The organism is Roseisalinus antarcticus (assembly GCF_900172355.1).
GTDB classification, from domain to species: domain Bacteria; phylum Pseudomonadota; class Alphaproteobacteria; order Rhodobacterales; family Rhodobacteraceae; genus Oceanicola; species Oceanicola antarcticus_A.
The window spans coordinates 61,362-87,420 of sequence record NZ_FWFZ01000005.1; the positions used below are offsets into that span (position 1 = coordinate 61,362).

Annotated in this window: 23 protein-coding genes; 10 read left to right on the forward strand and 13 right to left on the reverse strand. The window is 67.9% G+C overall.

Annotated elements, in window-relative coordinates; genetic code table 11:
• The 3 genes from ROA7023_RS06535 to ROA7023_RS06545 all read right to left on the reverse strand — a co-directional run bounded on the left by ROA7023_RS06535 (position 1) and on the right by ROA7023_RS06545 (position 1,841).
• A complete protein-coding gene (locus ROA7023_RS06535) occupies positions 1 to 375 on the reverse strand; it encodes a VOC family protein (RefSeq protein WP_085878218.1) in 375 nt (124 codons plus the stop codon).
• A 77-nt stretch (positions 376 to 452) separates the two neighbouring features.
• Positions 453 to 1,214 carry a hydroxypyruvate isomerase family protein gene (locus ROA7023_RS06540; protein WP_085878219.1) on the reverse strand — a complete coding sequence of 254 codons (762 nt, stop codon included), beginning with the start codon at positions 1,212 to 1,214 and terminating at the stop codon, positions 453 to 455.
• Positions 1,215 to 1,277: 63 nt separating this feature from the next.
• A complete protein-coding gene (locus ROA7023_RS06545) occupies positions 1,278 to 1,841 on the reverse strand; it encodes a DUF1285 domain-containing protein (protein WP_085878220.1) in 564 nt (187 codons plus the stop codon).
• An 85-nt stretch (positions 1,842 to 1,926) separates the two neighbouring features.
• Here ROA7023_RS06545 and ROA7023_RS06550 point away from each other — a divergent pair, with 85 nt between their 5' ends.
• Genes ROA7023_RS06550 through ROA7023_RS06565 form a run of 4 tightly spaced genes read left to right on the forward strand, consistent with a single transcriptional unit; the run spans position 1,927 to position 8,675 of the window.
• Positions 1,927 to 2,934 carry an AAA family ATPase gene (locus tag ROA7023_RS06550; protein WP_085878221.1) on the forward strand — a complete coding sequence of 336 codons (1,008 nt, stop codon included), beginning with the start codon at positions 1,927 to 1,929 and terminating at the stop codon, positions 2,932 to 2,934.
• Positions 2,931 to 3,803: a DUF58 domain-containing protein gene (locus ROA7023_RS06555; protein WP_085878222.1), complete on the forward strand. Its 873-nt coding sequence runs from the start codon at positions 2,931 to 2,933 to the stop codon at positions 3,801 to 3,803. Before ROA7023_RS06550 ends, ROA7023_RS06555 begins: the two co-directional genes overlap by 4 nt.
• On the forward strand, positions 3,803 to 6,571 hold the full coding sequence (locus ROA7023_RS06560) for a DUF4159 domain-containing protein (RefSeq protein ID WP_085878223.1): 2,769 nt from the start codon (positions 3,803 to 3,805) through the stop codon (positions 6,569 to 6,571). Before ROA7023_RS06555 ends, ROA7023_RS06560 begins: the two co-directional genes overlap by 1 nt.
• Before the next feature lie 43 nt (positions 6,572 to 6,614).
• Positions 6,615 to 8,675, forward strand: a complete 2,061-nt coding sequence (locus ROA7023_RS06565) for a hypothetical protein (protein ID WP_085878224.1) — start codon at positions 6,615 to 6,617, stop codon at positions 8,673 to 8,675.
• A 76-nt stretch (positions 8,676 to 8,751) separates the two neighbouring features.
• Here ROA7023_RS06565 and ROA7023_RS06570 read toward each other — a convergent pair whose 3' ends face one another.
• Genes ROA7023_RS06570 through ROA7023_RS06580 form a run of 3 tightly spaced genes read right to left on the reverse strand, consistent with a single transcriptional unit; the run spans position 8,752 to position 10,267 of the window.
• A complete protein-coding gene (locus tag ROA7023_RS06570) occupies positions 8,752 to 9,111 on the reverse strand; it encodes a hypothetical protein (protein WP_085878225.1) in 360 nt (119 codons plus the stop codon).
• Positions 9,112 to 9,167: 56 nt separating this feature from the next.
• Positions 9,168 to 9,857 carry a DUF599 domain-containing protein gene (locus tag ROA7023_RS06575; RefSeq protein ID WP_085878226.1) on the reverse strand — a complete coding sequence of 230 codons (690 nt, stop codon included), beginning with the start codon at positions 9,855 to 9,857 and terminating at the stop codon, positions 9,168 to 9,170.
• Positions 9,857 to 10,267: a CopD family protein gene (locus tag ROA7023_RS06580; RefSeq protein WP_085878359.1), complete on the reverse strand. Its 411-nt coding sequence runs from the start codon at positions 10,265 to 10,267 to the stop codon at positions 9,857 to 9,859. Before ROA7023_RS06580 ends, ROA7023_RS06575 begins: the two co-directional genes overlap by 1 nt.
• A gap of 127 nt (positions 10,268 to 10,394) precedes the next feature.
• Between ROA7023_RS06580 and ROA7023_RS06585 the strand changes: the two genes are divergently transcribed.
• The 5 genes from ROA7023_RS06585 to ROA7023_RS06605 all read left to right on the forward strand — a co-directional run bounded on the left by ROA7023_RS06585 (position 10,395) and on the right by ROA7023_RS06605 (position 15,875).
• Positions 10,395 to 11,834 (forward strand): FAD-linked oxidase C-terminal domain-containing protein, encoded by a 1,440-nt coding sequence (locus ROA7023_RS06585; protein ID WP_085878360.1) that lies wholly within the window; start codon positions 10,395 to 10,397, stop codon positions 11,832 to 11,834.
• A gap of 43 nt (positions 11,835 to 11,877) precedes the next feature.
• Positions 11,878 to 13,020 (forward strand): FAD-binding protein, encoded by a 1,143-nt coding sequence (locus tag ROA7023_RS06590; RefSeq protein WP_085878361.1) that lies wholly within the window; start codon positions 11,878 to 11,880, stop codon positions 13,018 to 13,020.
• Positions 13,021 to 13,062: 42 nt separating this feature from the next.
• Entirely contained in the window at positions 13,063 to 14,376 is a 1,314-nt protein-coding gene (gene glcF, locus ROA7023_RS06595) for a glycolate oxidase subunit GlcF (RefSeq protein ID WP_085878227.1), read from the forward strand.
• A gap of 76 nt (positions 14,377 to 14,452) precedes the next feature.
• Positions 14,453 to 15,265, forward strand: a complete 813-nt coding sequence (locus ROA7023_RS06600) for a trypsin-like serine peptidase (RefSeq protein WP_085878362.1) — start codon at positions 14,453 to 14,455, stop codon at positions 15,263 to 15,265.
• Positions 15,266 to 15,404: 139 nt separating this feature from the next.
• Positions 15,405 to 15,875: an Hsp20 family protein gene (locus ROA7023_RS06605; protein ID WP_085878228.1), complete on the forward strand. Its 471-nt coding sequence runs from the start codon at positions 15,405 to 15,407 to the stop codon at positions 15,873 to 15,875.
• A 635-nt stretch (positions 15,876 to 16,510) separates the two neighbouring features.
• Here ROA7023_RS06605 and polA read toward each other — a convergent pair.
• Together polA and ROA7023_RS06615 are read right to left on the reverse strand one after the other, a co-directional pair.
• Positions 16,511 to 19,318 carry a DNA polymerase I gene (gene polA / locus ROA7023_RS06610; RefSeq protein ID WP_085878229.1) on the reverse strand — a complete coding sequence of 936 codons (2,808 nt, stop codon included), beginning with the start codon at positions 19,316 to 19,318 and terminating at the stop codon, positions 16,511 to 16,513.
• A gap of 61 nt (positions 19,319 to 19,379) precedes the next feature.
• Positions 19,380 to 19,571, reverse strand: a complete 192-nt coding sequence (locus tag ROA7023_RS06615) for a zinc-finger domain-containing protein (protein ID WP_085878230.1) — start codon at positions 19,569 to 19,571, stop codon at positions 19,380 to 19,382.
• 84 nt (positions 19,572 to 19,655) lie between these two features.
• Here ROA7023_RS06615 and ROA7023_RS06620 point away from each other — a divergent pair, with 84 nt between their 5' ends.
• Entirely contained in the window at positions 19,656 to 20,585 is a 930-nt protein-coding gene (locus ROA7023_RS06620) for an ABC transporter ATP-binding protein (protein ID WP_085878231.1), read from the forward strand.
• An 11-nt stretch (positions 20,586 to 20,596) separates the two neighbouring features.
• On the opposite strand, the gene ROA7023_RS06625 is transcribed toward ROA7023_RS06620, so the two are convergent.
• The 5 genes from ROA7023_RS06625 to ROA7023_RS06645 all read right to left on the reverse strand — a co-directional run bounded on the left by ROA7023_RS06625 (position 20,597) and on the right by ROA7023_RS06645 (position 26,050).
• Positions 20,597 to 21,679, reverse strand: coding sequence for an ABC transporter ATP-binding protein (locus ROA7023_RS06625; protein WP_085878232.1), 1,083 nt, complete (start codon positions 21,677 to 21,679; stop codon positions 20,597 to 20,599).
• Entirely contained in the window at positions 21,679 to 22,782 is a 1,104-nt protein-coding gene (locus ROA7023_RS06630) for a cellulase family glycosylhydrolase (RefSeq protein ID WP_085878363.1), read from the reverse strand. The genes ROA7023_RS06625 and ROA7023_RS06630 overlap by 1 nt, the downstream gene beginning before the upstream one ends.
• A gap of 68 nt (positions 22,783 to 22,850) precedes the next feature.
• Positions 22,851 to 24,125 carry an extracellular solute-binding protein gene (locus ROA7023_RS06635; protein ID WP_085878233.1) on the reverse strand — a complete coding sequence of 425 codons (1,275 nt, stop codon included), beginning with the start codon at positions 24,123 to 24,125 and terminating at the stop codon, positions 22,851 to 22,853.
• Between the two features lie 27 nt (positions 24,126 to 24,152).
• Positions 24,153 to 24,986, reverse strand: coding sequence for a carbohydrate ABC transporter permease (locus ROA7023_RS06640; protein WP_085878234.1), 834 nt, complete (start codon positions 24,984 to 24,986; stop codon positions 24,153 to 24,155).
• Positions 24,986 to 26,050: a carbohydrate ABC transporter permease gene (locus ROA7023_RS06645; protein ID WP_200812468.1), complete on the reverse strand. Its 1,065-nt coding sequence runs from the start codon at positions 26,048 to 26,050 to the stop codon at positions 24,986 to 24,988. Before ROA7023_RS06645 ends, ROA7023_RS06640 begins: the two co-directional genes overlap by 1 nt.
• Positions 26,051 to 26,059: the final 9 nt, after the last annotated feature.

The window sequence follows — 26,059 nt, forward strand, 5'->3', positions numbered from 1 at the left end:
TCACGTCCGCGACGGTTCGAACAGGCCGATGGAATTGCCATCCGGGTCGGTCGCATACTGGAATCGGCCAGGCGGAATCGGGATGATCGGCCCCATGACCTGGCCTCCGGCCGCAGTGCAGCGGCCGGCCGCGGCTTCGACCGTATCCGGCACCGCGAGGTGGATCGTCGGGCCGACCCCACCGCGGGAGGGCGTCCCGGGATAGAGGTGGCCGCCGATCGCCGTGCTATCGGAATTGAAGCTTGCCATTGGGTTGGGACCAGTGTCGTCCACGGTCATGGTCCAGCCGAAAACGTCCGAATAGAACTCGGACGCGGCGGCGAGGTTGGTCACCGGGATTTCTGTCCAGACGACGAGGGCAGAATTGTCGGGCATCGGTCGCTTCTCCTTTTGCGTTGACGATGCAGGCATCCTTCTCATACCCCTGCTGACAGCCTGATGTCAGCAGCCTGTCAGGACTCGCCCCTCCAGCCAAGGCTTGCCGCGGGTTCGCCGGAGGGGACATATTCGGCGCACACCCACCCCGCGTAGCCATCCATGTCCAGCCTGGCCAAGAAGGCCGGAAAGTCGATCTCGCCCCTGCCGGGTTCCTGCCGGCCGTGGTGGTGCGCGATCTGGACGTGGCCCACATGGGCCCGCACGGCGGCCCAGGTGCCGATCACGTCGCCGGTCATCCGGTGCGCATGATAGGTGTCGAACCGAAGCGACAGGTTGGGGGCCGCGACATCCTCGAGCACAGCGAGCGCGACGGAGTAGTCGTCGAGAAAGGCGCCGGGCAGGTCGTCGCCGCAGACCGGCTCGATGGTCAGCTGGACGGCGGGATCCTGGGAGGCGGCCCAGGCGACGTTTCGGGCGAAGGTCTCGCCGGCCTCCGGCCCTTCCCCGACACCGGCGACCAGATGCATGCGTTCGGCGCCCAGCGCCCGGGCGGACCGGCAGGCCCGGGTCCAGTCCGTGCGGAACCGCGCCTCGGCGCCCGGCAGCGCCGCGGAGGCCTGCAGGCTGGAGGGGTCGGCCCCGTCAGCGGGCGGGCAGGTGATCGACGCCAGGGCCAGGCCGTGCCGGGACAGGGCGGCGGCGATCGGGGCCTCGTCCGCCTCGGCCGGATCATGGATCTCGACCGCTTCGAAACCGGCCTGCGCGGCCGCGGCGAACCGCTCCATCATCGGGCGTTCGGTGAACAGCATCGACAGGTTCGCGCAGACACGGAGCATGGTAGGATGTATGGCCCGCCCCGGTCGGAGTCGCAATCCCGGCCCGCCAGAGCCGGATCTCAGTCAGCCCAGATCGGCAGCGGGAATGATCGGAAAGAAGACGCCGGCAGACCGCAGGCCAAACCAATCCTGACCCTCGTGCGGCTCGGTCACGCCGATGTCAACAAGCCGGTAAAAGCTCTTGCGGTCGATCAGCGCCTCGAGATTGCGGCGGACGAGGATGTAGGGGCTGGGCTCTCCGGTTTCGGGGTCGCGCTCCACCCGGATGGGGTGATCGGCGCCTGCGAGCGCGGTATCGCCGACGTTGGTGGTGAACAGCAGACCCTCGGGGCGGACGTCGAAATCGACAGCCACGAAGGGCGCGTCCTCGACCGTGATGCGGACCTTTTCCACCGGCGTGACAAGAGCATAGTCGTCACCGTCCTTGCGCAGGATGGTCGAGAAGAGCCGCACCAGTTCCGGCCGCCCGATTGGCGTGCCGAGGTAGAACCAGGTGCCGTCCCGCGCGATGCGGATGTCGAGCGCACCGCAATCGGGCGGGTCCCAGTCCTCGACCGGCGGAAGGCCACTTTTGGCGGCAGCCCGGGCGGACGTCGCCAGGCTTTCGGCGGAAATAGTCACGTCCATGTGTCGCATCCCCTTTTGCCATTGGGGTCAGTCAGAATATCTGGTTCCATACCCCAAGACCTAGGGCTTTCGAGGAGACATTGCCATGACCGCCGACGCAGACCTAGTTGGTCACATCGAAGCACTGGGTGAAAAGCTCATTCACGCGCGCAGCAGCATCGCCAAGCGGTTCATCGGTCAGGAGCGGGTCGTGGACCTGACGCTGGCCACGCTGGTCTCGGGCGGGCACGGTCTGTTGATCGGCCTGCCGGGGCTGGGCAAGACGCGGCTGGTCGGAACGGTCTCGACGGTCATGGGGCTCGACAGCAGCCGGATCCAGTTCACCCCCGATCTGATGCCGGCGGACATCCTCGGCTCAGAAGTGCTCGAGACCTCGGCCGATGGCAGCCGCGCCTTCCGCTTCATCGAGGGGCCCGTCTTCTGCCAGCTGCTGATGGCCGACGAGATCAACCGCGCCAGCCCGCGGACCCAGTCGGCCCTGCTGCAGGCGATGCAGGAGAAGGAGGTGACCGTCGGCGGCGAGCATCGTCCGCTGGGCAAGCCGTTCCACGTGCTCGCCACCCAGAACCCGATCGAGCAGGAGGGCACCTATCCGCTGCCCGAAGCGCAGCTGGACCGGTTCCTGGTGCAGATCGACGTGCCTTATCCGACCCGCGACACCGAGCGCGACATTCTGATCGCCACCACCGGCGCGTCGGACGCCCATTCCGAACAGGTGTTCACCGCGCAGGAGCTTCTGGACGCGCAAACGCTGCTGCGGCGGATGCCCGTGGGCGACGGTGTGGTCGAGATGATCCTGGATCTGGTCCGGGCCTGCCGGCCACAGGACAGCTCCGCCCCCGACGTGGTCAAGGCCTCCGTCAGCTGGGGCCCCGGCCCGCGCGCCGCCCAGTCGCTGATGCTGACCGCCCGGGCCGAGGCGCTGACCCATGGCCGGCTGGCCCCCTCGGCCGAGGATGTCCGCGCCATGGCCGGGCCAGTGCTGTCGCACCGGATGGCGTTGTCCTTCGCCGCCCGCGCCCGGGGCGAGACTCTGGACGCGGTGATCCGCCAGGTCGCCGACAGTGTCACCCGCGTCGAGGCCGCTGCGTGAGCGATCCGCACCTCCTCAGACAGGGCGCGGAGGAGATCGCCGCGCCGTTCCCGGCCCTTCTGGTAGAGGCCGAGCATCTGGCGACCACGGTTCTGCTGGGCGAGCACGGCCGCCGGCGGGCCGGGCTCGGCGACGATTTCTGGCAATACCGCCCTGCGCTGCCGTTCGACGAGGCGCGGATGATCGACTGGCGCCGCTCGGGCCGCGCCGATACCGCCTTCGTGCGCGAGCGCGAGTGGCAGATCGCGCAATCGGTGATCCTCTGGGTCGATCAGAGCGCGTCGATGTCCTTCGGCTCGCGCACCGACGGGCCGACCAAGGGCCACCGCGCGAAGGTGCTGGCGCTGGCGGCCGCGGTGCTGATGCTGCGGGCGGGCGAACGGGTTGGCCTGACCGGTCTGCGCCTGCCTCCGCGCAGCGGCGAGGGGCAGTTGCTGCGCATGGCGGCCCTGCTGTCCGAGGACCATGACGTCGACTACGGCGCCCCCGAGGCCGGCGGCATGCTGCCCCATTCGCGGGCGCTGTTCGTCTCGGATTTCCTCGGCGACATCGCCCCGGTCGAGGCGGCACTGACCAAGGCCGCCGATCGCGGGGTCCGGGGCGCCCTGCTGCAGGTCCTCGACCCGCAGGAGGAGGCCTTTCCGTTCGAGGGCCGCACGATCTTCGAAAGCATGTCGGGCAGCCTGCGGCACGAGACGCTGAAGGCCCGTGACCTCAAGGACCGTTATCTGGCGCGGCTGGCCGAACGCAAGGACAGGCTCGACACGCTGGCCCGGCGCACTGGGTGGCAGTTCAGCACCCATCACACCGGGGACAGCGGCGCCGCGGCGCTCTTGTGGATCCATGGCGCGATGGAGCGGCGGAGCTGATGTGGACCGTGGGATCTCTGGGCTTCGCCGCGCCCTGGCTGTTGCTGGGGCTGGTGGTCTTGCCGGTGCTGTGGCTGCTGCTGCGCGCGGTGCCGCCGGCGCCGATACGGCGGCGCTTTCCGGGGGTCGCGCTGCTTCTGGGCCTCGCCGACAGCGAAACCCAGACGGACCGCACGCCCTGGTGGCTGCTGCTGCTGCGGATGCTGGCCGTGGCCGCGGTGATCCTGGGCTTCGCCGGCCCGGTGCTGAACCCGCAGGTCGACCGGCCGGGATCGGGGCCACTTCTGGTGCTGGTGGACGGCACCTGGGCCGATGCCCGCGACTGGGAGCGGCGGACCGACCGGGTGGCCGCCGCGCTGGGCGATGCCTCGCGCGAGGGGCGCAGCGCGGCTCTGGTCTCGCTGACCGACCTGCCCCCCGGGGGCCTGTCGTTCCAGGCGGCCGATGCGGTCTCTGCCCGGCTGCCCTCGCTGGAGCCCGCCGCGTGGGAGCCCGACCCCGAGGCCGTCGCCGACTGGGCCGCGGGCCTTGAGGGGTCGTTCGGCACGTTCTGGCTGTCCGACGGGCTTGCCCGCGACGGCCGCGACGACCTGCTGGGTGCGCTGGAGACCCACGGCACAGTCACCGTGTTCGAGAGCCCGCGGGCGCTGATGGCCCTGCGGCCCGTCCGTTTCGAGGAGGACGCGGTCGCCGTCACCGCCCTGCGCACCGACACCGGCGCGGTGCGCGAGGCGGACCTCGCCGCCATGGGGCTTGACCCTGCGGGCGTCGAACGGCGGCTTGCCGGGGTGCCGATCACCTGGCCGGCCGACGCGGCAGAGGCCGAGGTGCAATTGTCCCTGCCGCCCGAATTGCGCAACCGGATCACCCGGTTCGAGATCGCCGGCGTGCGCTCTGCCGGGGCGGTGACGCTCGCCGATGACGCCCTGCGCCGGCGCGAGGTCGCCCTGATCGCCGGCCGCGAAGGCCGCGAGGCGCTGGAGCTTCTTGACCCGCTGCACTACCTGCGCGAGGCGCTGGAGCCGACAGCCGACCTGGTGGCGGGCGACCTGACGGATGTGCTTTTGGCGAACCCGGATGTGATCGTTTTCGCCGACGTGGCCGTGCTCGCACCCGGAGAGGCGGCAGACGTGCTCTCCTGGGTCGAGAACGGCGGGATGCTGCTGCGCTTTGCCGGGCCGCGGCTGGCTGCCTCCGACATCAGCATCACCGAAGAGGACCCGTTGATGCCGGTGCGGCTGCGGGCCGGCGGCCGGTCGGTCGGCGGCGCGATGAGCTGGGGAGAGCCCAAGACCCTTGACGCCTTTGCCGACGAGTCGCCCTTTGTCGGCCTTCCGGTGCCCGAGGACGTGACGGTCAATGCGCAGGTGATGGCGCAGCCCGACCCGTCGCTGGCGGACCGGGTGATCGCCCAGCTTGCCGACGGCACGCCGCTGGTCACCCGCAAGCCGGTCGGCAACGGGCAGGTCGTGCTGTTCCATGTCACCGCCAACGCGGAATGGTCGACGCTGCCGCTGTCCGGTCTCTTCGTCCGGATGCTTGAGAGACTGGCCGTCTCGACCCGCCCGACAAGCCCCGACGCCGAGGAACTGACCGGAACCACCTGGCAGCCCCGCGAGGTCCTGAGCGCCTTCGGCCGGATCGAAAACGCAGACGATCTGCCCGGCGTCGCCGGAGAGCGTCTGGCCGAGGGCGGGCCCGGACCGGACCTGCCGCCCGGGCTCTATGCCAGCGACGGCCGGTCGATCGCGGTCAACGTGATCGACGCGGAGCGGACGCTGACCGCAGCCTCCTGGCCCGCCCGGATCGTCGTGGAGGGATTGAACGTGACACGCGAAACCGTGCTCAAGGGGTGGCTCCTGGCGGGCGCTCTTGCGTTGCTTCTGGTGGACATCCTGGCGTCGCTGGCCCTGTCGGGCCGGCTGCGCGGGCCCCGCGCGGCGGCGGCCGGGCTTGCCGCGCTCCTGGTCCTGGCGGGCGTCCCAGACGGCGCCCGGGCCCAGTCCGAGGCCGACCGGCTGGCGGTTCGCTCCACCTCCGAGGTGGTGCTCGCCCATGTCCTGACCGGGGACGAGACCGTCGACAGCGTGGCCGCGGCCGGGCTGCGCGGCCTGTCGAACGTCCTCTTCCAGCGCACCTCGATCGAGCCCGCCGCGCCGCTTGGCGTGAATATCGAAACCGACGAGCTGGCCTTCTTCCCGCTGCTCTACTGGCCGGTGACCACCGATCAGCAGATCCCGTCCTCGCAGGCCTATGACAAGCTGAACCGCTACCTGCGCTCGGGCGGGATGATCGTCTTCGACACCCGCGACGCGGATCTTGCCGGGTTCGGCTCTGCCACGCCGGAAGGTCGGCGCCTTCAGGCCCTCGCGCGTCCGCTGGACATCCCGCAGCTGGAGCCGCTGCCGCCGGACCACGTGCTGACCCGGACCTTCTACCTGCTGCAGGATTTCCCCGGGCGTCATGCCGGCCGGGAGCTTTGGGTCGAGGCGGCGCCACCGGATGCCGAGCTGGTGGAGGGAATGCCGTTCCGCGACCTCAACGACGGGGTGACGCCGGTGGTGATCGGCGGCAATGACTGGGCCGCCGCCTGGGCCGTCGACGAGACCGGCGCCTACCTGCTGCCGGTCGGGCGCGGCATGGCCGGAGAGCGGCAACGGGAGCTGGCCTACAGATTCGGCGTCAACCTAGTGATGCATGTGCTGACCGGGAACTACAAATCGGACCAGGTGCACGTGCCCGCCCTGCTGGACCGGCTGGGCCAGTGAGACCGCGACGCAGTGACCGCTGCCTGACAGCGTTGGAGATATCTTGACCGGAACCGTGATCCTCGACCCTCTCGTGCCAACCTGGCTTCTGGCCGCCGTCGGTGCGCTGGCGCTTTTGCTCGTGGCGTTCGCGATCTGGCGGCGGCTGGCGGGCTGGTGGCTGCGCGGGCTTGCGGCCATCGCCCTGCTCGCGGCGATCGCCAACCCCTCGCTGCAACGGGAGGAGCGCGACGCCCTCTCCGACATAGTGCTGGCCGTGGTGGACCAGAGCGCGAGCCAGCGGATCGGCGACCGGTCCGAGCAGACCGCCGCGGCGCTGGCATCGCTTGAGGCGGAGGTCGACCGGCTGGAGAACACCGAGCTTCGCGTCGTCCCGCTCGGGGATGCCGAGGGCGATGGTGGGACGCTTCTGATGACGGCACTCTCCGAGGCGCTGGCAGAGGAGCCGCAGGCGCGGGTCGCGGGGATCTTCCTGCTGACCGACGGTCGGCTGCATGACGCGGGCCGCGCCCCCGACGGCTTTCCGGCGCCGCTGCATGCCGTGCTGTCGGGGCGCGACGGCGATTGGGACCGGCGGCTGGTGCTGAAGAACGCACCGGCGTTCGGGATCCTGGGCGAGCCGGTCACGCTGACGCTGCGGATCGAGGACCAGGGCGCGGCGCCGGAGGCCGAGACCGTTCCGCTGACCATCGCGATCGACGGCGACACGCCGATGAGTTTCGACGTGCCTCTGAACGAGGATATGGAGCTGCCCGTGACCCTGCCCCATGGCGGGATGAACGTGCTGCAATTCGCGACCCCGGTCCTCGACAGCGAGTTGACCGGCCGCAACAACGCGGCCGTCCTGCAGATCAACGGGGTCCGGGACCGCCTGCGGGTGCTGCTGGTCTCGGGCGAGCCGCATCCCGGCGAGCGGACCTGGCGCAACCTGCTGAAGTCGGATTCCTCGGTCGACCTGGTGCATTTCACCATCCTGCGCCCGCCCGAAAAGCAGGACGGGGTGCCGGTGGACGAGCTCTCGCTCATCGCCTTCCCGACGCGCGAGCTGTTCCTGGAGAAGATCGACGAATTCGACCTGATCATCTTCGACCGCTACAAGCGGCGCGGGATCCTGCCGGCGATCTATCTCGACAACATCCGCTCCTACGTCGAGACCGGCGGGGCGGTCCTGGTCGCGGCGGGGCCCGATTTCGCCAGCGCGGATTCGCTCTATCGCTCGCCGCTGGGCGAGATGCTGCCCGGCGCGCCCACCGCCCGGGTCTATGAGGAGGGGTTCATGCCGCTGCTGTCCGCCCTCGGCCAGCGCCACCCCGTGACCGAGGGGCTGGAGACGGCCGAGGGCGAAAACGCCCCCGGCTGGGGCCGGTGGTTCCGGCAGATCGAGGTCGAGGCCCTGCCCCGCTCGCAGGTGCTGATGACCGGGATCGACGACCGCCCGCTGCTGATGCTCGACCGCTACGGCGAGGGGCGCGTGGCGCTGATGGCGTCCGACCAGATCTGGCTCTGGAACCGTGGGTTCGAGAGCGGCGGGCCGCAGTTGGAGCTGTTGCGCCGGCTGGCGCACTGGATGATGAAGGAACCGCAGCTGGAGGAAGAGGCGCTGTGGGTCGAGCCCAACGGCCAGACGATGCGGGTGGTCCGGCGGTCGCTGTCCGAAACGGTCGGCGACGTGACGGTGACCCATCCCGACGGCAGCGAGACCGTGCTGAGCCTGGAGGAGGTCAGCCCTGGCCGGTTCGAGACAATCTGGGAAGCGCCGGAGATGGGGCTTTACCGGCTGACGGACGGGGAACTCGACAGCGTGATCGCCCTTGGCCCGTCCGCGCCGGCGGAATTCGAGCAGACGATCGCCAGCGGCGAAGAGCTTGCCCCCTTCGTGGAGGGCACCCGCGGCGGGGTGGTCTCGATGGAGGACGGCGCCATGGACGTGCGGCAGGTGCGCGAAGGCCGGCCGGCGGCGGGACGTGGCTGGCTTGGGATCACCCCGAGTGGGGCTTACCTGACGGCCGATATCACGATCACGCCGCTGCTGCCGGCCTGGCTGTTCCTGCTGCTGGCGGCCGGGCTCGTGATCGGGGCTTGGCTGCGCGAGGGCCGCCGGTAGCGCATGTGTCTGCGGACAGGAGCCCCCGGCGGGAGTTTTCCGGCCAAGATGAAGGGGGCGGTCTCGCCCGGGGCTGTCAACGCGTCGTCTGGTCCAGCGGGACCATCGTCGTCCCGGTGTTCCAGCCGTCGGTGTTGCAGCGGGCGCGGATGTGGACCTCGGCCAGGTCAGGGGGGATCGTGACGCCGGTCAGGCTGCGGGTGAAGGGCTGTTCAGTTTCATGGGGGTGCAGGAGCTCTCGGGTGCCGAGGGGGGTGCCGTCGGGCGCCTCGAGCCGCCAGGCGTCGGCGTAGTGCTCCCAGCCGGTGTCCGGGTGCAGCAGGGTAACCGAGACCTGCCAGCCGGCGCCGGTCTGTTCGACCGTCACGGCGGTGATTTCTGGCGGATCGGCGAAGGCGGCGGGGGCCGCGAGGATTATCGGGAGGACCAGGCGCATGGGCAGGAGGGTAGCATCGGTTCACACGGCGGCCGGTCACCTTTGCGTCAGCTGCCTCAACGCAGGATGATGCTGCGCGGCTGGGAGGCGAATTCGCGGCTCAGAACGACCCAGGTGGCGGCGATGGCGGCCGCGGCCAGCGCGGCGGGCCCGAGAAACCAGGCGACCACGGCCAGCGCGAAATAGACCGCCCGCAGGCCCCGGTTGAAGTTGATCGCCGCGCGGATGTTGAGCTCTGCCGCGCGGGCGGCCAGGGGCAGGACATTCACGTCTTCGGGGTCGTTCGGGACAGCCGCCATGACCACGGCGCAATAGCCGAAGACCCGGTTGGCCCAGACGAACCGCAGGAACCCCTGCGAGAGAAAGAGCGCCACCACCAGCAGCTTGATCTGCCACAGCAGGGTCGGCGCGTGTTCGGTCGTCAGATCCTCGGCCAGACCGGAGAGCGGATCGGTGTTGCCCACCAGGGCCAGAACGCCGCCGATCGCGAGGATGCAGGTGGAGGCGAAGAAATTCGTTCCCTGCCGCAGGGACGACAGGATCTGGCTGTCGAAGATGCGCACGTCGCGGGCGGCGAAGCTGCGCATCCAGTCGCGGCGATACTCTGCCATCAGCGTCGAGACGGAGGGTCGCCGGGCCGGCGGATGCTCGATCACGAAGCCCGTCAAGCCGGCGCAGGCGAAGGTCAACGCCAGGGCGGCGAGGTCCCAGGGCCACAGCAGCGCGAGAAGATCGTCGATGGGCATCAGAACGGTTTGAACACCACGACCCAGAGGATCGCGATGACCACCAGGACGCTGACCTCGTTGTAGATACGCAGGTAGCGGTCGGTTTCCTCGAACGTGCCGCGCCGGGCGCGGATCACCAGCATCCCCGTCCAGACGTAATGCGCGATCAGCAGCGCCACCAGCGCCAGCTTGGTCCAGACCCAGGCCGGAAAGCCCCAGGCCCAGGCCAGCCACAGCCCGGTGCCGATCGCGATCACGCCGAGGCCGGCGGAAAACCGGAACAGACGGATGGTGAGGTCGCCCGTCGGACCGAAGGCCCCGGTCGCCGCGTGTTCGCGTTTCCAGAAGATGAGCGCACGGGGCACGGCGAAGATCCCCGTCATCCAGCCCATGACGCACAGCAGGTGTATGACCTTGACCCAATCCATGACCAAGCTGTGCCGCGATGCAGCGGCGGGCACAAGGGCCTTGGCGGCCAGCCCCGCGATGGGAGATTGCAACAGGGTCGAATTGCTCATATGATCTTACCAATCACAAGGGATGGAGGCCCGCGCCATGGAAATGCCGACGCCGAACCAGACGGTCATGGCAAAGCGCGACAAGGTCGTGGCGCGGCTGCAGGAAATCCTGCCCAAGGGCGCCGTGATCTCGGACCCGGCGGAGACGCGGGCCTATGAATGCGACGCGCTGACCGCCTACAAATGCCCGCCGCTTTGCGCCGTGCTGCCCGCCTCGACCGAAGAGGTCGCAGCAATCCTGCGGGTCTGCCACGCTGAGGGGGTGCCGGTGGTGCCGCGGGGGTCGGGCACGTCGCTTGCGGGCGGGGCCCTGCCCACCGAAGACTGCGTGATCCTGGGCGTGGCGCGGATGAACGCGGTGCTCGAGACGGATTACGCCAACCGCTTCGTGCGGGTGCAGACCGGGCGCACGAACCTGAGCGTGACCGGCGCGGTCGAGGAAGACGGTTTCTTTTACGCGCCCGACCCGTCGTCGCAGCTGGCCTGTGCGATCGCCGGCAATATCGCGATGAATTCCGGCGGGGCGCATTGCCTGAAATACGGGGTGACCACGAACAACCTGCTGGGCGTGACCATGGTGCTGATCGACGGCACGGTGGTGGAGTTGGGTGGCGCATATCTCGATGCCGGGGGGCTCGACCTGCTGGGGGTTGTCTGCGGCTCCGAGGGGCAACTGGGCGTCGTGACCGAGGCGACCCTGCGGATCCTGCGCAAGCCCGAGGGTGCCAAGCCCGTGCTGATGGGTTTTGCCTCGAATGAGGTCGCCGGGGCCTGCGTGTCGGACATCATCAAGGCCGGCGTCTTGCCCGTGGCCATCGAATTCATGGACCGGCCCTGCATCCGGGCCTGCGAGGCCTTCGCCGGCGCGGGCTATCCCGATTGCGAGGCATTGCTGATCGTCGAGGTCGAAGGCGCGGCCGAGGAGATCGCCGAACAGCTGGCTGTCATCCTCGAGATCGCCCGGCGGCACGACCCGGTGGAGCTGCGCGAAGCCGCGGATGCCGACGAGGCGGCGCGGATCTGGCTGGGCCGCAAGTCGGCCTTCGGCGCGATGGGGCAGATCAACGATTACATCTGCCTCGACGGGACGATCCCGGTGTCGAAGCTGCCGCAGGTGCTGCGCGGAATAGGCGAGCTGTCGGCCAAATACGGGCTGCAGGTGGCCAATGTGTTCCACGCGGGCGACGGCAACATGCACCCGCTGATCCTGTTCGACGCCAATCTCGCCGGCGATCTCGAGAAGGCCGAGGAGATGGGGGCCGAGATCCTGACGCTCTGCGTGGAGGTGGGAGGCTGCCTGACCGGAGAGCATGGCGTGGGGATCGAAAAGCGGGACCTGATGTCGAAGCAATTCGCGCCCGCCGACCTCGAGGCGCAGATGGCGGTGAAGGACGTGTTCGACCCGGCCTGGCTGTTGAACCCGGCCAAGGTGTTTCCGCTCGCGGCGAGCGAAACCCGCAGGATGGCGGCGCAATGAGAGCCGCGCGGCCCGCCGGCGCCATGGCATGGGACCCCAGATGATGAGACCCCAGAGCGAAGAAGATCTGGCAGGCGCCCTGGCCGAGGCCACTGCACCGCTGCGGGTGCGCGGCGGCGGCACCCGGGACGTGGGCCGGCCCGTGGTCGGCGACCTGCTGGAAACCGGCGGGCTGACCGGCATCGAGCTGCACGAACCCGGGGCGCTGACCCTCGTGGTCCGTGCGGGCACCCCGCTTTCCGAGGTGGAGGCCGCGCTCGACGCCCATGGCCAGAGGCTCGCCTTCGAGCCGATGGATCACCGGGTCCTGCTGGGCACCGGCGGCGCTCCGACAATCGGCGGCGTGGTGGCGGCGAACGTGTCGGGGCCGCGCCGGATCGCTGTCGGGGCCTGCCGGGACTTCCTGCTGGGCGTCCGGTTCGTGGACGGCAGCGGCACCATCGTCAAGAACGGCGGGCGGGTGATGAAGAACGTCACCGGCTACGATCTGGTCAAGCTGATGGCCGGTTCCTGGGGCTGTCTGGGCGTGTTGACGGAAGTCTCGCTCAAGGTCCTGGCCCGGCCGGCGACAGAAGCCACCTTGGTCGCGACGGGCAAGGATGCGGCCGCAGGCGTCGCCGCGCTGTCGGCGGCGCTGACATCGCCCTTTGACGTGACCGGCGCGGCGCATCTGGCCGTCGAAGAGGGCAGGTCCGAGACGCGCGTCCGGATTGAGGGCATGCCCGGCTCGGTGGCCTACCGCATCGACGCGCTTCGGGCCGGGCCCTGTGCGGGGTGGGACGTGGTCCGCGACGACGAGAGCGCTGTGCTCTGGACCGAGGTGCGCGACGTGGCGCCCCTGGCGGCCCGGTCAGGCGCGGTCTGGCGGATCTCGGTCAAGCCCTCGGACGGGCCGGTCCTGACCGCGGCGCTGGCGGCGCAGGGGATCGGCGAGGCGGCGCTTTATGATTGGGGCGGCGGGCTGGTCTGGCTGCTGGTGGCCGAGGACGGCGATGCCGGTGCGGCCGCGATCCGGGCGCAGGTGGCGGCCCTCGGCGGTCATGCCACGCTGGTCCGGGCGGCGCCGGCGACCCGCGCCGCCCTCCCGGTCTTTCAGCCGCAATCGAACGGCGTGGCGGCGCTGGACAGGGCGATCCGGGCGAAATTCGACCCCCGGGGCATCCTGAACCCGGGGCTGATGGATTAAGGCGACGCGACCCGCGGAACCGGGCGCACGGACGGAGAGACCATGCAGACAACCTTCACCGAGGCGCAACTGGCGGACCCGGGCACGGCGCGGGCCAATCAGATCCTGCGCTCTTGCGTCCATTGCGGGTTTTGCACCGCCACCTGCCCGACCTACCAGGTGCTCGGCGACGAGCTCGACAGCCCGCGCGGGCGGATCTACCTGATCAAGGACATGCTCGAGAACGAGCGGGTGCCGGACGAAAAGACCGTGACCCATATCGACCGCTGCCTCTCGTGCCTCGCCTGCATGACGACCTGCCCCTCGGGTGTGCACTACATGCATCTCGTCGACCATGCCCGCGCCTATATCGACAAGCACTACGAGAGGCCCTGGCGCGACCGTGCCCTGCGCTGGCTGCTGGCACGGATCCTGCCCTATCCGGGGCGGTTTCGGCTGGCGTTGCTGGCGGCCAAGATCGGGCGGCCGTTCAAGCGGCTGGTCCCCGATGCCCGCCTGCGGGCCATGCTGGAGATTGCGCCGAAGCGGATCCCCCCGGTCAGCCGCAACGACGACCCCCAGAGCTTCGCCCCGCAGGGCGCGGCCCGCAAACGGGTCGCGCTGATGACGGGCTGTGCCCAGAAGGCGCTGAACACGGATATCAACGACGCGACGATCCGCCTTCTGACCCGGCTGGGCTGCGAAGTCGTCGTGGCCGAGGGCGCGGGCTGCTGCGGCGCCCTGACCCACCACATGGGCCGCGAGGACGAAGCGCACGCGACCGCCGCCAGGAACATCCGCGCCTGGATCCGCGAGATGGATGGCGCCGGCCTCGATGCGATCGTGATCAACACCAGCGGCTGCGGCACGACCGTCAAGGATTACGGCCACATGTTCCGCACCACGCCGTTGTCGGCGGACGCAGCCCGCGTCGCGGCGATCGCGCGCGACGTCTCCGAGGTGCTGGCGGATCTGGCGCCGGGCGGCACGGCGCCCGAGCCGCTGACCGTGGCCTACCACGCGGCCTGCTCGCTTCAGCACGGCCAGAAGATCACGTCCCACCCCAAGACCCTGCTGCGCGATGCCGGCTTCACCGTGGTGGAACCCGCCGACAGCCACCTCTGCTGCGGATCGGCGGGGACCTACAACCTGATGCAGCCCGAGATCTCGGCCCAGCTCAAGGAACGCAAGGTCCGGACGCTGGAGGCCCGGTCGCCCGACGTGATCGCCGCCGGCAACATCGGCTGCATGATGCAGATCGGCGGCGGGACGAACGTGCCCGTCGTCCATACGGTCGAATTGCTGGACTGGGCGACGGGCGGGCCCAAGCCGCCATCGCTGGACCAGGCCCATGTGGCGGTGCCGGTTCTTCGGTGACTGCCCCATTTCCGCCGCAATTCGGCAGTAGCCCGATCAGGCTTTGTTGACCAAGGACAGCCATATGCGTCGGTTCATGATCGCGTCTCTTCTCTGCATCGCCACAGGCGCGACAGGGGCCGCGGCCGAGGACACCGGTCTCGAGTCGCTCGTCACCCGCGATGCGGTGCGTGGCTGGGAAGCGGTGGGACGGCTGGATATCGACGGCAAAGGGTTCTGCACCGCCTCGCTGATCGACGAACAGACCGTCATGACGGCGGCCCACTGCCTTTTTGACAGCGAGACCGGCGATCGCGTCGACCCCGCCCGGATGCAGTTCCTGGCCGGGCTGCGCGACGGGCAGGCGATGGCCTATCGCGGCATCCGGCAGGCGGTGGCCCACCCGGACTATGTCCTGGGAGACACCGCGGATATCGGCAATATCGCCTCCGACGTGGCCCTGCTTGAGCTTGACCAGCCGATCCGCAGCACCCAGATCATCCCCTTCGAGATGGGCGCGGAACCCCAGGCCGGCGAAGCGGTCGGGATCGTGTCCTATGCCCAGGAACGGGCGGAGGTGCCCTCCCTTCAGGAGGTCTGCACAATCCTCGGCTTTCAGTCCGAGGTTCTGGTGATGTCCTGCGACGTGAACTATGGCTCGTCCGGTGCGCCGATCTTCTCGCTCGCGGGTGGACAGGCGCGGATCGTGTCCCTGGTCGCCGCGAAGGCCGAGATCGACACGGGGCGGGTGGCGCTCGGCATGCCGATCGCGGCGCCAAACGCCCGGATCCGCGGCATCATGGAGGACGGCGGCGGGCGGTTCTCGGGGATCGCCCGAACCTCTATCCGCGTGCTGCGGCCCGGCGAGGGCGACACCCGCGAGACGGGCGCGAAATTTCTCCGGCCCTGATCGGCGGGCGGGGACTTGAAACCGCAAAATCGCATTCCCAGATTTCCCACAGGACGCCGATAACGGGTCCTGTGACGATGGCCCGTCCCGTTCGGGAGGGCCGAAACATATCATGGTATCGCTCTATGGAGGTAACCCCATGCGTACATTCGACCTTGCACCCCTTTACCGGGCAACAGTCGGTTTCGACCAGGTCGCCGACCTGATGGACCGGGTCCTGACCAACGACCCCGGCAACCAGACCTACCCCCCGTACAATATCGAGAAGACGGCCGATGACGGCTGGCGGATCTCGATCGCCGTCGCCGGGTTCTCGGGCGACGATCTCGGCATCGAAGTCAGGCAGAACGCGCTGCTCGTCACCGGCCGGAAGGCAGAGGCGGAAGGCGAGCGCAAATACCTGTATCGCGGCATCGCGACCCGCGCGTTCGAGCGTCGGTTCCACCTCGCCGACCATGTCCGCGTGACCGGCGCCAGCCACGCCGACGGGATGCTGCACATCGAGCTCAAGCGTGAAGTGCCCGAGGCGCTCAAGCCCCGCCGCATAGAGATCTCGAAAGCGCCCGCAGCCGAGACGACCGACGTCGTGGACCAGACCACCGTCAACTAGGCATCAAGCGGAACGCGCCAGATGGTCAAGGGCCGGGGATCTTCCCGGCCCTTTTTGACCGCAGGATCCCGCGCCCCTGACGGGCCGACGGAACACGTGCGCGGCAGGGACAATAACGTCCCTCGCATTGTTCAGGCACCATCGCCAGGTCATGCACGTCGGGGGCTTTCTGCCCCCTCTTGGCCTTCGGCCAATTCACCCCCGAGGATATGGGAAGGCAATGAAGACGATCACCTCCTGTTAACCAATGTCTGCCACAATAGTCTTGCGGTACAGGTGGGAACCGATGACCGCAGGCGATGAAGGACCGCGTCCCCTCTTGGTGCCGGTCCGACGTGACGACGGCAGGGGACGAGTCGTAACGGTTATTCCTTCATTGCCTTGCAATATCCCCGCCGGAGGCATCCTTCAGATGAAGCCGGGCGCCGCCCTTCACGGCTCAGACCGGCATCCGGCATTCGCGCCGTTTCAAGCCAAGGCGCCCCCTGGCAGTCATGGGCCCCGCGTTCGGACGGCCCGGTGGGATGAAGCCACGTCCAGCCCCTCGACGGTCTGCCGAGGTCCGCGGTCCATGACGGCACCGTCTCCGGGTGCCACGCCCGTCGCCCGGCTTCGTCGCGGCGAGGCGGGCGGGTTCAATGTGCCGCCGCCCAGCTTGACCCCGTCCCCGCGTCGACGATCATCGGAATCGAAAACCGGACTGCGGGAAGAGAGGCCTGTTCCATGACCTCGCGCGCGACCTCTGTCAGGCGGTCCGCCGCGTCTTCATCGACTTCGAACAGCAATTCGTCATGGACCTGCAGCAGCATCCGCGCGGGCAGCTCGGCGATGGCATCCGGCATCCGGATCATCGCCCGACGGATCACATCGGCCGCGGTGCCCTGGATCGGCGCGTTGATCGCGGCACGTCGGGCGAAACCGGCCCCAGGCCCCTTGGCGTTGATCTCTGGCGTGTGGATCTTGCGGCCGAACAGCGTCTGGACGAAGCCATGCTCCTTGGCGAAGGCCACCGTCTCGTCCATGTAGGTACGAATGCCGGGAAACCGCTCGAAATAGCGGTCGATGAAGCCCTGGGCCTCGTCCCGCGGAATGCGCAGATTTCGCGCCAGGCCGAAGCCGGAAATCCCGTAGATGACGCCGAAATTGATCGCCTTCGCCTGGCGCCGCACGTCCGGGGTCATCTCGTCCAGCGGCACGCCGAACATCTCCGATGCCGTGGCCGCGTGGATGTCCTGCCCGTCCCGGAAGGCGTCGCGCAGGGCCTCGATTCCGGCCACATGGGCGAGGATCCGCAGCTCGATCTGCGAATAGTCCAGCGAGACGAGAACCTTGCCCTCTTCGGCCACGAACGCCTCGCGAATCCGCCGCCCCTCTTCGCTGCGCACGGGAATGTTCTGCAGGTTCGGGTCGGTGGAGGCGAGGCGGCCGGTGTTCGCGCCGGCCTGAGAATAGCTGGTGTGCACCCGGCCCGTATCGGGATTGATGTGTTCCTGCAGCGCGTCGGTATAGGTTGATTTCAGCTTGGAGAGCTGCCGCCAGTCGAGGATGCGCCGGGGCAGGTCGTGCAGCGTCGCCAAGTCCTCGAGCACGTCGGCCCCGGTGCCGTAGGCGCCCGTCTTGCCCTTTTTCGGCGCCTTGCCGTCGGGCATGGACAGGCTCATCTCGTCGAACAGGATCTCGCCCAGTTGCTTGGGAGAGCCCACGTTGAACTTGCGCCCCGCCAGCCCATAGATCTCTTCCTCGAGCCCGGCCATCTTCTGGCTGAAGGCGTTGGACATGCGCGACAGCGTATCGCGGTCGACCTTGATGCCGGTGCGCTCCATCTGCGCCAGAACCGGGATCAGCGGGCGTTCGAGGGTCTCGTAGACCGTGGTGACCCGGGTCTGGTGCAATTGCGGACGGAAGGTCTGCCACAGGCGCAGGGTGATATCGGCGTCTTCGGCGGCGTATTTCACCGCGTCGGCCAAGGGCACCCGGTCGAAGGTCTTCTGCGATTTCCCCGTGCCCAGCAGCGACTTGATCTCGATGGGCCGGTGCGACAGATAGCGTTCCGACAGGGCATCCATGCCGTGGTTGTGCAGCCCCGCGTTCAGCGCGTAGCTGAGCAGCATCGTGTCGTCGATGGAGGCGAATTGGCAGCCGTAGCGCGAGAGCACCTTCATGTCATACTTCAGGTTCTGGCCGATCTTCAGGATGCTGTCGTCGGCCAGCACCGGCTGCAGCATCCCGAGCGCCTCTTCCATGTCCATCTGCCCTTCGGCCATGGCGTCGGAGCCGAAGAGGTCATCCTCAGCCTCGGCCCGGTGGGCGAGCGGGATGTAGCACGCCTGACCCGGCTCCACCGCCAGCGAGATGCCGACCAGATCGCAGAGCATCTCGTTCAGGCCCGTGGTCTCGGTGTCGATCGCAACGTGGCCGCGGGCGCGGATGCGGTCGATCCAGACCTGCAGCGTCGCCGCGTCGGCCACGCATTCATAGGCTTCGGGGTCGATCGCCGGCGCCTCGGGCCTATCGGGGGCGTCTGCGTCGGGCGTAGGCTCGGGCACGACGGGTGGCTCGACCCCCAGCCTGTCGGCGATGCGTTTGGAGATCGTGCGGAACTCCATCTCGGCCAGAAAACCCAGCAGGGTGTCGGGCTCCGGCTCGCGCACTTCCAGGTCGTCGAGCGTGAAGTCCAGCGGCGTCTCGCAATCGAGCTGCACCAGCTTCTTGGACAGCTCGATCTGCTCGCGGTGGTCGATCAGGGTCTGGCGGCGCTTGGGCTGCTTGATGTCTTCGGCGCGGTCCAGAAGCTCTTCGAGCGAGCCGTATTCGTTGATCAGAAGCGCGGCGGTCTTGATCCCGATCCCGGGGGCGCCCGGCACGTTGTCGACCGAATCGCCGGCCAACGCCTGAACGTCGACAACGCGGTCGGGGCCGACGCCGAATTTCTCTTCGACGCCCTCGACGTCGATCACCTTGTTCTTCATCGCGTCGAGCATCACGACGCCATCGCCCACAAGCTGCATCAGGTCCTTGTCCGACGAGATGATGGTCACCCGCCCCCCGGCCTCGCGCGCCTGGCAGGCCAGCGTCGCGATGATGTCGTCGGCCTCGTAGTTTTCGATCTCCTTGCAGGCGATGTTGAACGCCTCGGTCGCGCGGCGGGTCAGCGGGATCTGCGGACGCAGGTCCTCGGGCATCTCGTCGCGGTTGGCCTTGTAGAGATCGTAGAGGTCGTTGCGGAACGTGTGGCTGCCCTTGTCGAAGATCACCGCCACATGGGTCACATCGGACCCGGCGTTCCCCTCGACGTAGCGCTGCAGCATGTTGCAGAAGCCCGAGACAGCGCCGATCGGCAGCCCGTCGGATTTTCGCGTCAGCGGTGGCAGCGCGTGGTAGGCGCGGAAGATGAAGGCCGATCCGTCGATCAGATGCAGGTGACAGCCCTTGCCGAATGCCATGTTGGCCCCTCTTTTCAGACCTCCCGGTTCTGGCATGAAAGGCGGCGGGGGGCCAGCGCGGTCAGGTCTCGGAGGTGACCTTGTCCTTGAAACTTTCGTGGATGAACCGCGCGTCGCAATAGCCGCACTCGACGTAGCCCTTGTCGTGCGGGATCGAGTACCAGACGCGCGGGTGCCCCAGCGCACCGTCGCCGCCGTCGCAGGCAACGCGCCAGTCGGACACGATCTTGGTCTCGGGGGCGGGGATGCTCATGGGAGGTGCCTCGTCTGGTTGCGACTTCGTGCACTCGGGCTTACATCGCAGGCAGGCGCTGTCAAGGCGCGAGGAGGAACGAGCATGACCGGCAACGCCATCGAAATCACAGGATTGCGCAAGACCTACGGCGCCACGTCCGGGTCCGAGGCCAAGGAGGCGCTGAAGGGAATCGACCTCGCGATTCCGCAGGGCTCGATCTTCGGCTTGCTCGGGCCGAACGGCGCAGGCAAATCCACGCTGATCAATATCCTGGCCGGGCTGGTGACGAAAACGGCAGGCTCGGTCAAGATCTGGGGCTTCGATCAGGACCGCAATCCGCGCCAGTCCCGCGCCGCCATCGGCGTGATGCCACAGGAATTGACGCTCGATCCGTTCTTTACGCCGCGCGCCTCGCTGGAGGTTCAGGCCGGGCTTTACGGCGTGCCGCGCGGGCAGCGCCGGACCGACGAGATTCTCGAGATCATCGGCCTCAGCGACAAGGCCGACGCCTATGCCCGCTCGCTCTCGGGGGGCATGCGGCGGCGGTTGCTGCTGGGCAAGGCGCTGGTGCATTCGCCGCAGATCCTCGTGCTGGACGAGCCCACGGCCGGCGTCGACATCGAGCTGCGCAACATGCTTTGGCAGAACGTGCGGCGCCTCAACGAGGACGGGATGACGATCATCCTGACCACCCATTACCTCGAAGAGGCCGAGGAGATGTGCGACGAGATCGCGATCATCAACAACGGCGAGGTGACGATCCGCGACACGACGGCCAACCTGCTGTCGCGGCTGGACGGCAAGACCATGGTCGTGCAGCCCGACAAGCCCACCGGCCCCCCCGCCATGCCCGAGGGCGTCACCTGTGCGGAGCGGCCCGGCGGCGCGCTGGCCTTTACCTACCAAAGTTCGCGGATCTCGGCCGAAACCGTCCTGGCGGCGGTCCACAATGCCGGTATCCGCATCCGCGACGTGAAGACCGAGCAGGCGAACCTGGAGGACGTGTTCCTCGATCTTACCCGCGCGAGCTGACGGCGCGGGCCTCAGGCCGGCTCTGGCGCCCTTTCCTTGCGGATCCGCTCACCCGTCTCGGCATCGAAGACGAAGATCCGCGCCGGATCGAACGACAGCCCGACGGTCTCGCCCTCCCTGCTGCGGATGTCGCCGCGCTCCTCCACGACGACCCGCTCACCCTGCGGCCCGATGAGGTAGGCGTAGCTTACCCCGCCAAGCGCCTCCGTCAGGTCGACGGTGTGGGTCGCGCCGTCCGGGTCGAGCGTCAAATGCTCGGGCCGCAGCCCGACGCTGACGCGGCGCCCCTCCGCCGGCAGGGTCACATCGGGGGAGAGGCTGCGGGCGAAGTCCGGCACCTCGACGGCGCCGCCCTTCACCGTGCCTTCGAGGAAGTTCATGGCCGGGGAGCCGATGAAGCCCGCCACAAAGCGGTTGTTCGGGTCGCGGTAGAGGTCGAGCGGCGCCCCGACCTGCTCGATCACGCCCTTGCGCAGCACCACGATCTTGTCGGCGAGGGTCATCGCCTCGACCTGGTCATGGGTGACGTAGATCATCGTCGCGCCGATCTCCTTGTGCAGGCGGGCGATCTCCACCCGCATCTCCACCCGCAGCTCGGCATCGAGGTTCGACAGCGGCTCGTCGAACAGGAACACCTCCGGCCCCCGCACGATGGCCCGCCCGATGGACACCCGCTGCCGCTGACCGCCGGAGAGGGCCGCGGGCTTGCGGGCGAGGTATTCGTCCAGCTTCAGGATGCGGCTCGCCTCGGCCACCTTGGCGTCGATCTCGGCCTTGGGATGCTTGTTCATCTTAAGGCCGAAGCCCATGTTTTCCTTGACCGTCATGTGCGGATAGAGCGCGTAGGTCTGGAACACCATCGCCACCCCCCGTTCCGACGGGTCGAGCCGCGTGACATCGCGCTTGCCGATGGAGATCTTGCCATCGGTTGTCTCTTCGAGCCCCGCTACCATGCGCAGCAGGGTGGACTTGCCGCAGCCCGAGGGGCCGACGAAGACGCAGAATTCGCCGTCCTCGATCTGCAGGTCGATCCCGTGGATCACCTGCGTGCTGCCATAGCGCTTGATCACATCGGAAAGCATCACTCCGGACATCAGCCGGTCTCCTTCTGTCCTTGGGGGGCGTCCTTGCCCGTCAGGGTCGCGATCGTGGCGATCTCGGCCGGGTCGTAGGGGCTGCCGTCTTCGTGCAGCAGGTCGTGGAACCACTTGCTTCGGTCCGGGGTCCCGCCGTGGGCGCGGACGAGCTCGTCCGGCCAGGGAAGCCAGGTCTGGGTGCGGCCCTTGACCAGGCCCCATTGAAAGCAGCCCACCCCGCGTTCGTGGAACAGGATCATCTGGTCCGGGATCCGGCTGTCCACCGCGCGGGCCATCCATTCGGTGCAGATCACCGGTCGGTCCAGAGCGGAGAGATAGTCGATGAAGTGCGCGACGCGGTCGCGGTTCCAATAGGCGTGAAAGGTCACGATGTCGGACTGCCGCAGGGCGCTGCGGTCGATCTCTGTCTGGTAGGGATGCGCGTCCTCGTCGGGCAGCGGAGTCGTCCAGGCAGCAACGGTAAGCGGCTGCAGCGGCGCCTCGTCCCGCGCCCAGGCAAAGCAGCTTTCCATCAGGGACAGGGCGGCGGCCTCCAGGTCGGCATCGAATTGCGAATAGGCGGTCTTGTCGAAATCCATCCGGTTGCCGGGCTCGTTGTAGAGATCCCAGAACAGGATGCGCCGGTCGTCGCGGAAACGGGCGACGATGTCGCAGACATAGGCCTCAAGTTGGGGGCGAAGGGTGTGGTCCATCACCGCCGCGCGCCCGGGCGAGGCCACGGCGCGGCTGTTGTGGATGCCGGGCACCGGGTCGGGCTGCGGGCCCCAGACGGGTTCCTCTCCGCCAAAGCCGCAATCGTCGAAGAGGCACAGCACCGTGTCGATCCCGTGCCCTGCGGCAAGGTCCATCATCCGGTCGATCCGGCCGATCAGCCCGTCGCGGTCGTGCACCCAGCCGAGGAACGGCAGGTTGACCCGGACAGCGTTGAAGCCGGCATCGGCGGCCCAACCGAGCTCTCGGTCAATGGTGGCGGCGTCGAAGGTATCGCCATGCCACATCTCGATGAAATTGACGGCGGTCGAGGGCAGGAAGTTCAGGCCGCAGATCCAGGGCCGCGCCTGCCACCAGTTTCTTGCCTCTGCTTCGGTCCAGCGGTCCATATGGGCCCCCACCGGGTTGTGCGTCACAAGAAAGCGGCCCCGCCGGTCCCCCGGCGAGGCCGGAACGGTCAACGGTCCAGCAGGTCCTGCACCTCGATCTCGGCATCGGCCAGCGCGTCGTCCACCGACTTGCCGGTCAGCCAGATCGCCTGAAGCTCGCGGTTCAGCACGTCCTGGATCGCGCCGTAGCGGGGCGACGGCGGGGTGTCCTTGGCGATGGCGGCGGTGCCGGTGTATTCATCGCGGTGCGGCAGCGACTGGTAGGCCTCGCTGTCCACCACCGACTGGCGGACGGACATGTGGCCGGTGCGCGCCCAGTCGATGTTGTGGTCGTTGATGAAGGCCAGCACCTCCAGCGCGGCTGTCCTCTTGTCGCCCTCCAGCGTCGACGGGATCGCCCACATGTGGCTGTCGGCCCATGTGGCACCGGTCTCGAACAGGGTCGGGAAGTCGGCGACATAGTAGTCGGACAGCGCCACCTCGGGATCCGCGGCCTGCGCGTCGTAGAAGTCCACCACCCAGGTGCCATTGACCAGGATCGCGGCCTCTCCGTTCAGGAACGCCTGCTGACTGTCGGCATAATTCAGCTGCGGATTGGCAAGATCCGCATCAAACAGCTGCGTGATCGCGGTGACCGCGTTGCGCGCCGCCTCGTTGTCGATGGTGGCGGTGCCGTCCTCGGTGAAGATGTTGGCGTTCTGCTGCCACATCAGCGCCAGCACCAGCCGCACCCCGATCGGGAATTGCGCGAAGTCTGCGGCGAGGTAATCCTGGCCTGTCGCCTCTTTCACCATCTGCGCGTGTTCCAGCATCTCTTCGGGGGAGCTGGGCAGCACGGGGCGGCCATCCTCGACCAGGCCCGCCTCGGCCATCAGGTCCATGTTCACGTGCCAGAGGTTGGCGTGGAAATCCATCGGAACGCCGTAGATCCCGCCGTCGTAGCTGACCGCGTCCAGCGCCGCCGGGGACCAGTCGGAGGGGTCGATCCCCGCCGACTCGAGGTCGCCCGAGATCTCGGCCAGCGCACCGAGGCCCGCGAATTCCGGGATCCGGTGACGGTGCATGACGTGGACGTCCGGCGGGGTGCCGCCGGCATAGGCCGCCTTGATCTGGTCATAGTAATTGCCCCAGTCGGTGGGCAGCGTGTTGATCGTCACGCCCTCGATCTCGGCATCGGCGGCGTTGATGATCGACTGGATGATGCAGGGCTCGCCCGTGCTGGTGGTGGTGTCGGTGCCGGCATCCTCGCAGGCTCCGAAGAAGCGGCCGAGCGTGATCTCTTGCGCCACGCCTCCGGTGGCGAAGGACGCGGCGGCGGCCGCGGTCAAAAGGATATGTTTCATGGTCTTCCTCCCTTGGTGTCTTGGATTTCAGCCCTTGGATCCGCCGGCGGTCATGGCCTGGACCACGTATCGCTGGAAAATCAGGAACAGGATCACGACCGGAAGCGAGGCGATGACGCCCGAGGCCATAACGCGGCCCAGCCCTTCCGATTGTGCAAAGTTCGACTGGATGCTGGCGAGGCCCAGCGTGATGGTGAAATATTCCCGCTGCTGGGCGCTTACGAGCGGCCAGAGGTAGTCATTCCACGCATAGAGAAATGTGAGGATCGCCAGCGTCATCATCGCGGGCCGGGCGAGCGGCAGCATCACGTACCAGAAAATCTTGAGCCAGCCGACGCCGTCCAGCCGGGCCGCCTCTTCGATGTCCTTGGGGATCGCCCGAAAGAACTGCATCATCAGAAACACGCCGATCGGCACGGCCATCCGCGGCAGGATCAGCGCGTGATAGGAATTGTGCCAGCCGAAATCGGCAAACATCGTATAAAGCGGGATGAACACGGCCTGCTCGGGCACCATCAGCCCAATCAGGCAGATGATCGTGATCGTCGTCTTGAACGGAAAGTCCAGCCGCGCCAGGGCATAGCCCGCGGTGGTCGATACGGCGAGCACCCCAAGCGTCATGCCCAGCGCCACGATCACCGAATTCAGGAACCACCAGGGCGTCTGCCCGAAGGCAAAGAGCGCGGCATAGTTCTCGGCGGTGAACGGAAGCGGGATCAGACCGAACGCGGTGGTCGAGGTCGTCCGCGCCAGCACCTCGTTGGGCTGGAACGACAGCGAGACCATCCAGATCGTCGGCACCAGCCACAGGAAGGCCGGAATGGAGAGGCCAAGGACCAGCCAGTAATATCCGCGATTCATCAGCTCTTCTCCCGTCCGACGATGAACTGGATCACCGAAAAGGTGCCCATGATGACAAAGAGGAAGACAGCCATGGCGCTTGCCCGCCCAAGGTCGCTGTCGCGGAACCCGGTCTGGTAGATGTAGCGGACAAGCACCTGGGTGCTGTCGTTCGGCCCGCCCTGCGTCATCAGATGCGCCTGGCCGAAGACCTGGAAATGCAGGATGATCTGCAGGACCACGACCAACGTGATCGTGCGCTTGAGGTTGGGCAGCGTGACATACCAGAACGCTCGCACCCCCCGCGCATTGTCCAGCGCCGCCGCCTCGTAGATGTCCTTGGAGATATCCTGGAGCCCGGCGAGGAACAGGATCATCGCGATCCCAAGCGACCACCAGATCGTGGCGATCACGATGGCCGCCATGGCGAATTGCTGATCGGTCAACCAGTTGATCGGTGTGCCGCCGAGCGTCTCGGTGATGTTGGCGATCAGGCCCTGACGGGGCGAGAACATGATCTGCCAGATCAGGGTCACGACCGTCACCGACAGTACCTGGCTGAGGAAAAACAGCGTTCGCAGGATGCCCATGGCCCGGGTCTCGCGGTTCATCGCGGCGGCCAGCACCAGCGCAGATGCGGTCACCCCCGGCACGGCCAGCCCCACGAAGACCAGCGTGTTGCCCACGGTCGGCCAGAACCGCCGGTCGTACCAGCGTCCCTCTTCGCCGGGATGGAAACCGGGGATGATCACCAGAAGCAGCGACGCCACCCCCAGAGCGATGGCATTGAAGCGGCCAAGTCGGTCCGCTCGGCGAAGCAGGACGGAAAGTGCAAGGCCGATCAGGCCCAGGATCTGCCAGAAAGGCGCCGACAGCAGCCCCCAGGTGATGTTGCGGCCCCACATGACCCGCTCGTAGTTGCGCAGCCCCACGAATTCCTTGGCGTCGGGGTTGAACGCGACGGCGAGCAGGTTCCAGTCGTGCAGGCTGATCCAGACCCCGCGAAAGAACGGATAGACCAGGAACAAGGCGTAAGTGGCCAGGAACGGCGCCAGCAAGAGCCATGCAGCCTGCCTCTGGCTCAATTGCCTCCG

What these genes read in the sequence shown, in the direction of transcription:
- ROA7023_RS06535 (WP_085878218.1), bottom strand. Translation starts at nt 375, where the DNA reads ATGCCCGACAATTCTGCCCTCGTCGTCTGGACAGAAATCCCGGTGACC.
- ROA7023_RS06540 (WP_085878219.1), bottom strand. Translation starts at nt 1,214, where the DNA reads ATGCTCCGTGTCTGCGCGAACCTGTCGATGCTGTTCACCGAACGCCCG.
- ROA7023_RS06545 (WP_085878220.1), bottom strand. Translation starts at nt 1,841, where the DNA reads ATGGACGTGACTATTTCCGCCGAAAGCCTGGCGACGTCCGCCCGGGCT.
- ROA7023_RS06550 (WP_085878221.1), top strand. Translation starts at nt 1,927, where the DNA reads ATGACCGCCGACGCAGACCTAGTTGGTCACATCGAAGCACTGGGTGAA.
- ROA7023_RS06560 (WP_085878223.1), top strand. Translation starts at nt 3,803, where the DNA reads ATGTGGACCGTGGGATCTCTGGGCTTCGCCGCGCCCTGGCTGTTGCTG.
- ROA7023_RS06570 (WP_085878225.1), bottom strand. Translation starts at nt 9,111, where the DNA reads ATGCGCCTGGTCCTCCCGATAATCCTCGCGGCCCCCGCCGCCTTCGCC.
- ROA7023_RS06575 (WP_085878226.1), bottom strand. Translation starts at nt 9,857, where the DNA reads ATGCCCATCGACGATCTTCTCGCGCTGCTGTGGCCCTGGGACCTCGCC.
- ROA7023_RS06580 (WP_085878359.1), bottom strand. Translation starts at nt 10,267, where the DNA reads ATGGATTGGGTCAAGGTCATACACCTGCTGTGCGTCATGGGCTGGATG.
- ROA7023_RS06585 (WP_085878360.1), top strand. Translation starts at nt 10,395, where the DNA reads ATGGAAATGCCGACGCCGAACCAGACGGTCATGGCAAAGCGCGACAAG.
- ROA7023_RS06590 (WP_085878361.1), top strand. Translation starts at nt 11,878, where the DNA reads ATGAGACCCCAGAGCGAAGAAGATCTGGCAGGCGCCCTGGCCGAGGCC.
- glcF (WP_085878227.1), top strand. Translation starts at nt 13,063, where the DNA reads ATGCAGACAACCTTCACCGAGGCGCAACTGGCGGACCCGGGCACGGCG.
- ROA7023_RS06600 (WP_085878362.1), top strand. Translation starts at nt 14,453, where the DNA reads ATGATCGCGTCTCTTCTCTGCATCGCCACAGGCGCGACAGGGGCCGCG.
- ROA7023_RS06605 (WP_085878228.1), top strand. Translation starts at nt 15,405, where the DNA reads ATGCGTACATTCGACCTTGCACCCCTTTACCGGGCAACAGTCGGTTTC.
- polA (WP_085878229.1), bottom strand. Translation starts at nt 19,318, where the DNA reads ATGGCATTCGGCAAGGGCTGTCACCTGCATCTGATCGACGGATCGGCC.
- ROA7023_RS06615 (WP_085878230.1), bottom strand. Translation starts at nt 19,571, where the DNA reads ATGAGCATCCCCGCCCCCGAGACCAAGATCGTGTCCGACTGGCGCGTT.
- ROA7023_RS06620 (WP_085878231.1), top strand. Translation starts at nt 19,656, where the DNA reads ATGACCGGCAACGCCATCGAAATCACAGGATTGCGCAAGACCTACGGC.
- ROA7023_RS06625 (WP_085878232.1), bottom strand. Translation starts at nt 21,679, where the DNA reads ATGTCCGGAGTGATGCTTTCCGATGTGATCAAGCGCTATGGCAGCACG.
- ROA7023_RS06630 (WP_085878363.1), bottom strand. Translation starts at nt 22,782, where the DNA reads ATGGACCGCTGGACCGAAGCAGAGGCAAGAAACTGGTGGCAGGCGCGG.
- ROA7023_RS06635 (WP_085878233.1), bottom strand. Translation starts at nt 24,125, where the DNA reads ATGAAACATATCCTTTTGACCGCGGCCGCCGCCGCGTCCTTCGCCACC.
- ROA7023_RS06640 (WP_085878234.1), bottom strand. Translation starts at nt 24,986, where the DNA reads ATGAATCGCGGATATTACTGGCTGGTCCTTGGCCTCTCCATTCCGGCC.